This window comes from Pseudoalteromonas sp. B62 (genome assembly GCF_037162565.1).
GTDB classification, from domain to species: Bacteria; Pseudomonadota; Gammaproteobacteria; order Enterobacterales; family Alteromonadaceae; genus Pseudoalteromonas; species Pseudoalteromonas fuliginea.
Genome location: NZ_JARLVB010000002.1, coordinates 1,936,658 through 1,948,933 on the forward strand (window position 1 = coordinate 1,936,658; position 12,276 = coordinate 1,948,933).

The 12,276-nt window shown below is 39.5% G+C and carries 11 protein-coding genes and 1 riboswitch; of the genes, 8 read left to right on the forward strand and 3 right to left on the reverse strand.

Going from position 1 to position 12,276, the window contains the following annotated elements; genetic code table 11:
* Positions 1-89: 89 nt before the first annotated feature.
* From P4S71_RS13195 to P4S71_RS13205, 3 genes are all read left to right on the forward strand, one after another.
* On the forward strand, positions 90-572 hold the full coding sequence (locus tag P4S71_RS13195; protein WP_007377833.1) for a YajQ family cyclic di-GMP-binding protein: 483 nt from the start codon (positions 90-92) through the stop codon (positions 570-572).
* A 164-nt stretch (positions 573-736) separates the two neighbouring features.
* Positions 737-919: riboswitch (cobalamin riboswitch) on the forward strand.
* A gap of 37 nt (positions 920-956) precedes the next feature.
* Positions 957-2,360, forward strand: coding sequence for a TonB-dependent receptor domain-containing protein (locus tag P4S71_RS13200; RefSeq protein ID WP_337150825.1), 1,404 nt, complete (start codon positions 957-959; stop codon positions 2,358-2,360).
* Entirely contained in the window at positions 2,351-2,785 is a 435-nt protein-coding gene (locus P4S71_RS13205) for a TonB-dependent receptor domain-containing protein (protein WP_337151627.1), read from the forward strand. Before P4S71_RS13200 ends, P4S71_RS13205 begins: the two co-directional genes overlap by 10 nt.
* Positions 2,786-2,862: 77 nt before the next feature.
* Here P4S71_RS13205 and msrA read toward each other — a convergent pair whose 3' ends face one another.
* From msrA to P4S71_RS13220, 3 genes are all read right to left on the reverse strand, one after another.
* On the reverse strand, positions 2,863-3,399 hold the full coding sequence (gene msrA / locus P4S71_RS13210) for a peptide-methionine (S)-S-oxide reductase MsrA (RefSeq protein ID WP_337150826.1): 537 nt from the start codon (positions 3,397-3,399) through the stop codon (positions 2,863-2,865).
* Between the two features lie 86 nt (positions 3,400-3,485).
* A complete protein-coding gene (locus P4S71_RS13215) occupies positions 3,486-6,584 on the reverse strand; it encodes an efflux RND transporter permease subunit (protein WP_337150827.1) in 3,099 nt (1,032 codons plus the stop codon).
* A gap of 3 nt (positions 6,585-6,587) precedes the next feature.
* Positions 6,588-7,640, reverse strand: a complete 1,053-nt coding sequence (locus P4S71_RS13220; RefSeq protein WP_096792610.1) for an efflux RND transporter periplasmic adaptor subunit — start codon at positions 7,638-7,640, stop codon at positions 6,588-6,590.
* Between the two features lie 247 nt (positions 7,641-7,887).
* On the opposite strand from P4S71_RS13220, the gene P4S71_RS13225 reads away from it, so the two are divergent.
* The 5 genes from P4S71_RS13225 to P4S71_RS13245 all read left to right on the forward strand — a co-directional run bounded on the left by P4S71_RS13225 (position 7,888) and on the right by P4S71_RS13245 (position 12,275).
* The gene (locus P4S71_RS13225; RefSeq protein WP_007377554.1) at positions 7,888-8,592 is read left to right on the forward strand and encodes a DUF2982 domain-containing protein; all 705 of its coding nucleotides are present in this window, start codon (positions 7,888-7,890) and stop codon (positions 8,590-8,592) included.
* 33 nt (positions 8,593-8,625) lie between these two features.
* The gene (locus P4S71_RS13230) at positions 8,626-8,958 is read left to right on the forward strand and encodes a hypothetical protein (RefSeq protein ID WP_007377553.1); all 333 of its coding nucleotides are present in this window, start codon (positions 8,626-8,628) and stop codon (positions 8,956-8,958) included.
* 68 nt (positions 8,959-9,026) lie between these two features.
* Entirely contained in the window at positions 9,027-10,667 is a 1,641-nt protein-coding gene (locus P4S71_RS13235; protein WP_337150828.1) for an Lcl C-terminal domain-containing protein, read from the forward strand.
* A gap of 9 nt (positions 10,668-10,676) precedes the next feature.
* Positions 10,677-11,195: an Lcl C-terminal domain-containing protein gene (locus P4S71_RS13240; protein WP_096792612.1), complete on the forward strand. Its 519-nt coding sequence runs from the start codon at positions 10,677-10,679 to the stop codon at positions 11,193-11,195.
* Positions 11,196-11,357: 162 nt separating this feature from the next.
* A complete protein-coding gene (locus P4S71_RS13245) occupies positions 11,358-12,275 on the forward strand; it encodes an ExeA family protein (RefSeq protein ID WP_007377550.1) in 918 nt (305 codons plus the stop codon).
* The last annotated feature ends 1 nt before the right edge of the window (position 12,276 follow it).

A 12,276-nucleotide genomic window follows, 5' to 3' on the forward strand; every position in this document is an offset into this window, starting at 1 on the left:
CTGAACAAGATGCAGAAAAATGTAAAGAATTATAATTTTAGCGTTATAATTGCCACATAAAATTAAGATTAAATAGTTAGGAGAAACCAATGCCTTCATTTGATATTGTATCTGAAGTAGAAATGAACGAAGCTAAAAATGCGGTTGATAACGCCAACCGTGAGCTAGAGACCCGTTTTGATTTTAGAGGTGTTGATGCATCTATTGAATTAAATGACAAAACAATTAAATTAAAAGCTGAAGCTGATTCTCAAGTTATGCAATTGTTTGATATTTTGGCAAACAAAATCTCTAAGCGTGGTATGGATGTATCAAGCTTAGAGCTTCAAGATATTACTCGTGCAGGTAAAAATGTATTTCGTAACGTTGGCTTAAAGCAAGGTATCGAAAAAGACATGGCTAAAAAAGTAGTTAAGGCCATTAAAGACTCTAAAGTTAAAGTTCAAGCCGCTATTCAAGGCGAAGAAGTACGCGTTACTGGTAAAAAGCGTGACGATCTTCAAGAGGCTATGCAAGTAGTGCGTAGCGCTGAGCTAGGTCAGCCTTTTCAGTTTAAAAACTTTCGCGACTAAATTACACCAGCTAGAACCTAGCTAACGAGCGTGTAAAATGTATTAATAAAAGCTAAGCAGCAATGTTTGGCTTTTTTTGTGAGGTTATTTTTCGTATTTATCATAGATGAACATATCTTTAGCTGTATAGACGTCCATTGACATTTATAAACAAAATACCCACAATAGCGGCATATTTTCAAGGTGCTTGCTAGCCACTTCATGTAATGATTTTTTTAGCAGGATAATCGGGAAGTTGGTGCGTTTTCATGATGACTACAAGCCCAACACTGCCCCCGCAACGGTAAAGTATTGCATGTTTTATATGCTTACTGAGTCCGGAGACCGGCCTTGATGCAATCTTACTTACTTAAATCTTTGCGGTGGGCAAAGGTAGGGGACATCATGTTAAACAAAACAACTCTAGGCGTTGCAATTTCTGCTGCGCTTTCATTTTCTGTGTCTGGCGCAGAGCAATCAATTGAAAAAATAACTGTTACAGCTAATAAGTTTGAGCAATCAATTAACGACGTTTTAGCGAGTGTAAATGTTATTGAACGTGCTGAAATAGAAGCAAGTAACGTACGCGATTTACCTACACTTTTAAGCACGCGAGTGGGTTTTCAGGTTAATCCAAACGGTGGTTTTGGTCAAAATACAGGTGTGTCACTTCGTGGTACGGGCTCTGGCGATACGTTGATTTTAATTGACGGTGTACGTACAGGCTCAGCAACACTAGGTCAAAAAGCACTAAATAATGTCCCTCTAAATAGTATTGAACGCATAGAAATTATTAAAGGCTCTCGCGCGGCTGTTTATGGCTCTGATGCACTCGCTGGTGTTATTAATATTATTACGCGTGAGTCAGATAACTTATCCCTAAGCGCTACATTTGGTTCTGACTCTTATCAAAATTATCAAGTTGCGGGCTCTGTAAAATCAGATGATATAACAACAGCATTTAACGCAGGCTTTGAAAAAACAGATAACTTTGATGTACTGCAAGGCGTAGCACCAGATGAAGATGGTTATGAAAATAAAAACCTTGGTTTTAAAGTAAACTACACCGATGCACATTACGGCGACTTTAAGTTATTAGGCCAATACAGTGAAGGCTATGCAGATTACGACAGTCGCTTTAGTCCAGCCACAAGTACTATAGAAACAGGTGATTTTAAAAACTATCAGCTTTCTGCAGGTTGGAGTAAAAACTACACTAACCAAACGCATAGTATTGATTTAGCGCTTTCAACAGATGATTCTCACGATACCTCAGCATTTGGTGTAAATGATTTTATAACGAAACGTGTGCAATTTGATTATAACGGTCTATATATATTATCTGAAAAGCTTAATATTAGCGGTGGTGTTAACTGGTACAACGATGATGTATCGCACAGTTCAACGCAGTATGATATGCAAGAGCGTGATGTATTAGCAGTATTTGTTGGGGCTTATTACAATGCTGAAAAAGTGTTAGCTAATTTAACAATTCGCCAAGACGATGATGAACAATTTGGCGACGAAACAACATATACAGCTGCTGCGGGTTATCATTTATCTGAAGACGCCACGTTCCGCATAAGCCAAAGCACTGGTTTTAAAGCACCTACATTTAACGATTTATACTTTCCGGCTTTCCCTGGTTTTCCACCTTCATCTAATCCTGATTTAGAGCCTGAGAAATCATTAAATCAAGAGATTGGGTTAAATGTAGATTTTGATATAGCAAGTATTGACGTTGCTATTTTTAGAAATGATATTGAAGATAAGATATCTTTAGATTCTAACTTTTTCCTATCAACTTAAATGAAGCACGCTACGAAGGGGTTGAATTTAGCTTATCTCAGCAGTTTTTTGGTTTTGATAGCAACCTTAACTTTGCTTACTTAAGCGCTGAAGACGAAGAAACGGGCGCAGAGTTGCGTAATGTTGCTAAACGTACTTTTAACTGGGAACTTGCAAAACAGTTTGGTGCTTTTGATGCAAGCTTAGACATGCAATACCGTAGCGACCGACAAGGTGCTGTGACTCGCTTAGGCTCTTATACACTTTGGAACTTGGCGGGTAATTATCAAGTAAATGAACATATTGAAGTTTCGCTTCGTGTAGAAAACTTATTTGATAAAGAGTATAACGCTGTTGATTCAAACGCTGATTTTACAACGGGTGAAGTGTATTACTACAACACGCCAGAGCGTCGCTTTTTTGCAGGCGCAAGCTACCAGTTTTAACGGTATTTATTAATATTAAAAAGCCCTACATATGTCGGGCTTTTTAATGTTTAGCTAAGTTTAACTACTAAAATTAGCTAGTCAGCTAAGAACTCTTCAAATACGGTTTCAAACTTGTGTAACTTAGGTGCTATTAAAATACTACAGTAACCCTGCTGTGGATTTTCGTTATAGTAATCTTGGTGATAATGCTCTGCTGGGTAATACGTAGTGGCAGGGCTGACTTCTGTCACAATTGGCTCAGCAACATGGCTTTGCAGTTGAGCTATCATTTCGTTGGTTTGCTTAAGTTGAGCTTCATCGTGATAGTAAACCACACTTCTATATTGTGTGCCTATATCGTTACCTTGGCGATTCAATTGTGTTGCATCATGCAGTATGAAAAACATTGCTAAGAGTGTTTCAAAGCTAACTACAGTCGCGTCAAATTCAATTTTAACAACCTCAGCGTGACCGGTTGTGCCTGAGCATACAGAATCATATGTTGGGTTATTTGTTTCACCGCCGGTGTAGCCAGAGCTTACGGTTAGTACGCCATTTACACGTCTAAATGCAGCATCTATACACCAAAAACAGCCGCCACCAAATGTTGCTACTTGCTTTGTTGAGCTCATAAGTATTCCTAAAATGTATATGGGGTTTTAAAAGCGAGCATAAATTGTATGCGCCGCAACAACAAGGTTACGGCGCAATTAAGAGGCTAGATCTCTTCGAAAGGTTTTTCAGCAGCTTGTTTGTCTAATTTTTGCTGTAAAAACTCAGGTGATTGAGTGTTACGTGCAAGTGCATAATATGCAGCAGGTACAACAAAAAGAGTTAGTAGGGTCGATACAATAACCCCAGTAAACACGACTACACCTATCACCATACGGCTTTCAGCGCCCGGACCTGAAGCAAGTACTAAAGGTACCGAACTCATAACCGTAGTCAGCGAGGTCATAATAATAGGGCGCAAACGCTGAGTTGCTGCTTGCAAAATAGCTTCACTAAATTCAACGCCTTTATCGCGCAGTTGGTTAGTAAATTCTACAATCAAAATACCGTTTTTAGCACTTAGCCCTATGAGCATGACAATACCTATTTGACTGTAAATATTTAAAGTAAGTCCTGTAGCCCAAAGTCCGAACATAGCGCCCATTAAACCAAGTGGTACGGTAAGCATAATGACGAACGGATGCATAAAGCTTTCAAACTGCGCTGCCAGTACTAAAAAGGTAACGGTGAGTGCAAGTATAAATACGTAGGTCATCGCTGATGCGCCTTCGTAATAAAGCTGCGACTCGCCTTTGTAATCTACGGCGCCATCTATATCGTTTTCTTGCGCGGCTACTTCGTTTAAAAAGTTAAGCGCTTGCTCAAGCGTATAACCGTCGGCTAAGTTGGCACTTAATGTAATTGCGCGCATACGGTTATATCGGTTTAAGCGCGATGCGGTTGCTTCTTCTTTTAAGCTGATAAGGCTATCAAGTGGGACTAGTTCACCGCTTCGTGATTTAAGGTATATATTTGAAATGTCAGTAGGGTTAGTAAAGTCTTCTTTAGTCCCTTTTAAAATTACATCGTATTCTTCACCGCGGTCAATAAAGGTTGTAACACGGCGCTGGCCAAGCATTGTTTCAAGTGTACGGCCTACATCAGATACAGAAACGCCTAAATCAGCGGCCTTGTTTTTATCTATGCTGACTAAAAACTGCGGGAAGGTTTCTTTATAATCATGATCGATTCTTACTAAACCTGGGTTTTGTTCAGCACGCTTAATTATACGGTCACGCCAATCGGCAAGCTGAGCGTAATCATTACCTTGCAGTACAAACTCAATTGGGCGAGATGAACCACCACCACCAATACCACGGCGCATAATGGCAAATGCACGAACATCGGTAACTTCTTGCATTTTACCGCTTATTTCATCCATTACTTCCCACGTTGAGCGTTTGCGCTTATCCCAATCGGCCATACCAACAATCGCAACACCGCCGCTGCCACCCCAGCCAGGCACTCGAACAAGTACGCGACTTAGCTCACCCGCTTGCGAGTAAGGCATTAAACGCTCTTCAATTTTAGCCATATTAGCGGCGTTATTTTCGTAACTTGCGCCTTCTGGGCCGCTCATCATGATAAAGAATGTGCCACGATCTTCTTTTGGCGTTAGCTCAGAAGGAACTTGTAAAAACAACGAGTAACTAACAAAGCCAGCTAATAATAGGCTCACCATTAAACCCCATTTACGGGTTATGTTGGTGGAGAGTGAATTACGGTAACTTACTTCAATTTTAGTAAACTGGCGGTCCATCCATTGACTAAATTTATTTGGTTTGTCTGATACTTTAAGTACTTTAGAACACAAGGCTGGAGCGAGAGTCAGCGCTGTAACACTTGAGAAAAATACGGCAGCACTTACCGCCATTGCAAACTCAGTAAATAATGCCCCTATACGGCCATCCATAAACACCAATGGCACAAACACCGATATTAGTACAAGCGTGGTTGCGACAATGGCAAAACCAACTTCACGCGCACCTCTATATGCAGCTAGTAATGGCGGCTCACCCAGTTCAATACGACGGTGAATGTTTTCAAGCATTACAATGGCATCATCTACTACTAAACCAATGGCCAGTACTAAGGCAAGTAAAGTGAGTAAGTTAATTGAGTAGCCCATTGCCAACAAAAACATAAAGCTACCAACAAGTGCGACCGGTACGGTGACCGCAGGGATAAGCGTTGCTCGTATATTGCCTAAAAACAAAAATATAACGAGTACGACTAAACCCATAGAGATGGCAAGTGTGCTGTAAACTTCACTAATTGATTCTTTAATAAATACAGACGAATCGTAGCTGTCTTGAATTGTGGTGCCTTCAGGTAGGTTACGTTTGATTTTTTCAAGCTCACTGCGCGCGTTATCGACTACGGTAAGTGTGTTTGCTTTAGCTTGTTTTACAATACCTAGGCCAATCATGTTGCGCCCGTTACCACGAAATAAGCTTTCGTCATCGGCAGCTTCTAATTGTACGTCGGCAACTTCACCTAAACGCACTAAATAACCTTCTTCACCTCGTTTAATAACAAGGTTTTTAAAATCGCGCTGATCTTTATAACTACGTGCGGTACGCACGGTAAAGTCGCGATCTATTGATTCTATTTCGCCGGCGGGTAATTCAACGTTTTCTGTACGCAGTGTATTTTCAATATCGCTTGAGGTAATACCGCGTGCAGCCATTGCTTGGCGGTTTAACCAAATTTTCATGGCGTATTGGCGCTCACCACCAATACGCACGTTAGATACACCATCTACAACGGCTAAACGGTCAACAATGAAACGCTGCGCGTAATCAGAGAGCTGTAACGAGTCCATTGTTTCGCTGTTTAATACAAACCAGGCGATTGGGCTTTCATCACTATTTGATTTAGACACTTCTGGTGGGCGTACCTGATCGGGCAAGCTATCAAGTGCACGTGCTACACGTTCACGTACATCGTTAGATGCAGCATCTATATCGCGGTTAATATCAAACTCAATGGTAATGTTTGAACGCCCATTACGACTTGATGAGTTAATACTTTTAATACCTTCAATACCCGAAATACGGTTTTCTATTATTTGCGTTATTTTGGTTTCTATAATTTCGGCAGAAGCACCTGTGTATTCAGTGCTGATATTTACTATTGGCGTTTCAATATCAGGGTACTCACGAAGCGGTAACATCGTAAACGCAACTATCCCAAAAGTAAGAAGCAGTAAATTAATTACTATGGCAAAAACGGGGCGTTTAACGCTAGTATCAGTAATTTTCACGTATTACCCCTTTACGCTTACTTTACTTCCAGAGCGAATTTTTATTAGCCCTTCAGTAACAATTTGCTCGCCATCATTTAAACCTTCGTCGATAGCAACCCAGCCATTATTTCTGCTTGCAACATGTACTTCAACTTTATTGGCTACTCCGTCTTGAATTTGAAAAACAAAGTGTTTGTCTTGTAAAGGGATAACCGCTTTTTCTGGCACCATTAAAGCTTGGTTGCTGCTTAGCTCAAGTGCTGTATTTAATAACATGCCAGGGCGAAGTAACCCTGATTTATTCGCAAAGCTTGCTGTTACTTCAACACTGCGTGTCACCGAATCAATACGCGAGCTAATATGCGTTACCTTGCCATTAAATGTCTGCCCTGGGTACGCGTCGTTTTGAGTTAATACTTTCATGCCCATATTTAATTGTGCTAAATATTTTTCAGGCACTTTAAAATCAACTTTAATAATACTAATATCATCAAGTGTGGTGATTATTGTAGCGTTGTTTACGTAGGCGCCAACTGATATTTCACGTTTACCTAACAGGCCTGAAAATGGCGCGGTAATAGTCATTTCATTTAACTTTGTTTTAGCGCTTTCTAGTTGCGCCTCTGTTGCATCAACGCGAGATAGCTGCTCTTCTAATAATGACTTTGCAGTTGATTGAGATCGTGAAAGTTCGGTTAAGCGGTTGAGTTGACGTTTCTCTTCTTGTAAGTTAATGCCAAGCTCTTTAACTGCAAGTTGTTCTTGCTTACTTTGTAGTTGCACTAATTTTTGGCCTTTACTAACTAAGTCACCGTCTTTAAAGTAAATATCTGTGACATAATCGTTTTGGGCACTTTTAATATAAACAGCTTGGTTAGCACGTGCACTACCAATAGCTTCTATCATTACCGCGTTTTCTTGTGATGTCACAGTATGCGCAGATACCTGAGTAGACATTTTAGATAAGTCGGCTTGTTCACCATGGCTTGACGGTAAATATAAGTAAACGCTAAATATCAAAAGTAGCGTAATAATAAATGGAAAAAGAGCTTTGCCTGATTGTCTTGAGTACATCGTTTTCATACCTGAAAATTAATTGTAAGTATTGTACGAAATAAGACCGGAGAAAGGCGGTTATGTGTCTCATAAATTTGTGCGTTAAGCGTAAAAGTTAATGATCCTGATGCAGTGTCCCCCTTTTGTTACATATAAAGTGGTAAATATATGAATTTTAAAACATCCTGTAAGGCTTGTATAACTGCCCGCAAAGTTATTTTATGGGCTATTATTATGTTGATATTTTATATGGTGTTCTATCAGCATGGATAAAAACGATAGAAACCATGTAAAATACAGGGCACAAGGCGCACGTAATGGCATCGAAATATTAATAGTGGGTGCCATTGGGTTGGTGCTTATTATGGGTTTTAATTTATTACGTCCAGATAAAATAAGTATTGTTGAAGTTTTTTTAGTGAGTGCTTGTATCGGTGCTATTTTTATTGGGTTTTTAAAAACTCAAGAACCCTTCTATAGTTTAATATTAAGTGAATCTAAACTTATATATCAGCATAAGTATGGAGCATGGCACCTTTTTCAAAGTAATTTTAGGTATAGCGGTATACCTAAGGTTGAGGACGGGGTTGAATACATTGAGTTAAATACTGTGGGTATCAAAGTAAATGATATTGATGAATTTTTAGCAAGTTTATCACCTAGAATTGCAGGGAAACTGCTAATAGAACAACGACATTTATTTATGCAAGCTGTTCAAAAACATTGCAAAAATGGTCATTGCCCATCAGAATGGTTAATAGAAGATACACAGTATATCTCTCAAAGGGGAATAAGCTATAATGGGCTTATAGCTATGTTTGCAAATAGAACAAAGCACCTTCAGCTGTTAACAGGTTATGATTTATTGTTACCTGCCAGTGTATTAGATAGAGATATTTGGGCGTTTAGTGCTAACTTAAATAAGTGGAAGCAAAACCCCAGTCAGTTTATAGCGACGCAGAGTAAATAACGTAAATACTCAAGTGCGGTAGTAGGAATAGTAATGAGTCAAGACAGATCCTTTTTAAAAAGTGGGCGAAATACCATAATACATAAAGATAAAAAACACGATTTAGTGATTGTTAACTCTGAAATTCATCCGCGAATTAAAGTAACACAAAATGGCCTAGAGCCTTTTAAAGAAGAGTTGCCAAAAAATCGACGTGATGCAAAAGATCGTTATTTAGAAATAGTGTATGTTGGAAGCCCAGACGTGTTTGGTGAAGAAAAACAGCTATTGTTCATTCAAGCCTTAGATGGGCGTGAATACAAAGTAGATTACAGTAAAATCGGTACTAAGTTGTTTGTACGTATTCATCAAGATACTTATATGTAGCACTTTAATGGCATCTTTATTGCTTATGATTACACTATAGTAACTATTTGACATAAAAGGTGCTTTGTATGAAAGCGTTTGCTTTAATTCCTCTTATTGCTTTGCTTTGCGCATGTGGAGGCGGTGGTGGCAGCGATGATGCCGATGTAGAATCATCTGTTAATGCTGGAAACGACTTACAAATTATTGAAAAAACCGATTTTTCCATTACAGCACAGGGTTCTCCTGCTGATGGAACTTTTACTTGGCAACAAGTAAGCGGTCCAAGCTTAGAAGGCTTTCCGTTAGAGGGAGCAGAACAAACGCTCACCGCACCAGATGTAAAAACTGACAGTGAAATAGTTTTAAGAGTGAGCTATCAAAGCTCCGGCACTAGCGCCGTTAGTGACGACATTTCCATCTCAGTTAGTTCTAATAACCAGCTTCCCCTTGTTACTGTTACACAAACATCGCCTGAAACACTTCCTTCTGTATACAAAGACACGGTCACTTTAAGCGGTCTTGAGTCAAGCGATCCGGATGAAAATGGCCAAATTGATAGCTATTTTTGGCAATTGCTATCGGGGCCTGAGTTAAATATTGCGAGCTTTAATGAGTCAACACTCAGCTTTTCTCATCCATTGCTTGAAAGTAACGTAAATTTATCTTGGCAGTTAACTGTTATAGATGATGAAGGCGGTGAGGCAAGCACTCAATATTCAATGACCCTCAACAAAACAAATGAATTAGTGGATGCAAATGCGGGTGCTGATCAAAATATTGAAGAGTTTGAGCAGGTAACACTTGATGCAACTAGCAGTGAAACCGTAACAGATACATACCAATGTATATGGCAACAACTTACCGGTAATACCGAAACATTAAGTAATAGTAATCAGTGTACAACGACATTTTTTGCCTCAGATGTAGACACCGAGACCACATTGAGCTTTGAAGTAACGGTAACTGACTCAAAAGGACGTACAGACACAGATTCTTTATTTGTAGATGTATCGCCAAAAGCTCTCGGGCTTATAAATGATAGTGGTGTGGGTGAGTGTTATAACAATACCCAGCGTATTAATTGTGAAAGCGATGACTTTCCCGCGCAAGATGCAGAACTTGGCCGCGACAGCTTTGCAAATCGTTTGGATAAAGTAGGTAAAGGTAATTTAGCGTTTGATTATACGAAGTTAAATGAATTTGCCGATGAAGTGTCTGACACCAGCAATAGTTTTAGTTGTATTCGCGATAACGTAACAGGGTTGGTTTGGGAGGTGAAAAGTGTGGCATCTGGCACGGTACCAAATACTTCGTTACGTGATGGTCAAAATCATTATTTTTGGGATGTAGGCAACACGACCTTTACAGATACAAGTTCAGCTAATAGTACGTGCCCTGATAATACAAGTTGTGGTGTACAAAGCTATATAAACGAAGTAAATGACTTAGATTTTTGTGGCGGTACGAACTGGCGATTACCTAGTTACACAGAGCTTTTAGGCTTAATTGATTACGGAAAACAAGGTCAAAGTGTATTAATTGACGAGGCATTTTTCCCTAATATGCCAAGTGAAAGTGCATTAAGCCATTTACGTTACTGGACCTCACAAACAGCAGCTGATGGTACAAGTTTATCGCAAGCGTATATTATTGATATGAGTGATGGTAACGATCTTGCTTATCCAAAAGAAAATACTGCTTATGTACGTTTAGTTAGAAGTCGTTAGGAGAAAATAATGAAATTAAAATTACTCTATGCAATAACAACTATAAGTTTGAGCTTTAATATTGCAGCGGCGCAAACGTGCTACGACGGTGCAGATACCACAACACCGACAGATAGATTTACTATAAATGCAGATGGCACAGTGTCTGATAGCGAAACTGGCCTTATGTGGCAACGCTGTAGTTATGGGCAGACTTACAATACAGAGACACAACTTTGTGAAGGCTCAACACCTTCTCTCACTTGGCAAGAGGCACTACGCGGAGCTAAAAATGATACAACCGCAGATTACGATGATTGGCAAATGCCTAACATTAAAGAATTGGCGAGTATTTTAGAGCACAGTTGCACAGAGCCGAGTATTAATGAAACTGTATTTTTTGGCACTAAGCTTCAAAATTATTGGTCAAATACATCGGGTGTGAGCACAATGAGCTCTGCATGGGTCTATCAGTTTGATAGTGGCCTAAATAGTTTGCATGCTAAAACAAGTAATGTGTATTTACGATTAGTGCGCTATGAAAAATAAAAAAGTGTAAATTTAAAGGTATGAAGCGCAACTTTAAAACAGCTGCGCTTTTTTGTTTTTCATAAATTTACGTTATTTCAATAATAAAGCACTCACAGTGTTGTCACTTAGGGGCTTTTTTTGCCATTATAGGCCGTGATTTAATTATGAAGGAACATCACGGTGTATTTAAGCTATTTTGGCCTGAACGAAAAACCTTTTTCTATCTCGCCTAACCCCCATTACTTGTTTTTAAGTGAACGGCACAAAGAAGCCTTAGCGCACCTTACCTATGGATTGGGTGAAGATGGCGGCTTTGTATTATTAACGGGCGAAGTGGGCACCGGAAAAACCACGATCACTCGCAGTATGCTTGAGCAATTGCCTGAAAATACCCAAGTCGCAATGATCCATAATCCAGCACTTTCGGAGCTAGAGTTATTAGCCAGTATTTGTGATGAGCTTAATATTAGTTACGATACTAATAATTCGACGCTTAAAAGCCTTACCGATATTATAAAAAAGCATTTAGAGACTAATAATAAATCGGGTGGTCACACCATACTTATCATTGATGAGGCACAGTTACTTGCTCCTAATGTGCTTGAGCAATTGCGCTTGCTGACAAATATAGAAACCGATCATAAAAAGCTATTACAAATAGTACTTGTGGGCCAACCTGAACTCCAAGAGCTTTTAAAGCGCAATGAATTAAGACAACTTGCTCAGCGAATAACAGCTCGTTACCATTTGTTGCCGCTTACGCAAGGCCAAACCGTGGCTTATATAAAGCATCGTTTGCACGTTGCAGGGTGCGATAAAGGGATTTTTTCGATGGATGCTATGCAAGCAGTTCATCAATTAACGGGTGGTGTGCCGCGCCTAATGAACTTGGTGTGTGAACGTGCTTTAGTGGGCACATTTGCAAAGCAGCAGTTGATAGTTGATGGCGATATAATAAAAAAATCAGCACATGAATCATTACCAATGGATTTTGTAGCGCCAGTTAATGAAGCGAACAAGGGAACATCATTTGTATCATACAGCTTTGCTTTCGCTACTTTATTTGCCGTAGGTATTGGGCTTTCATTTATTTTATAGT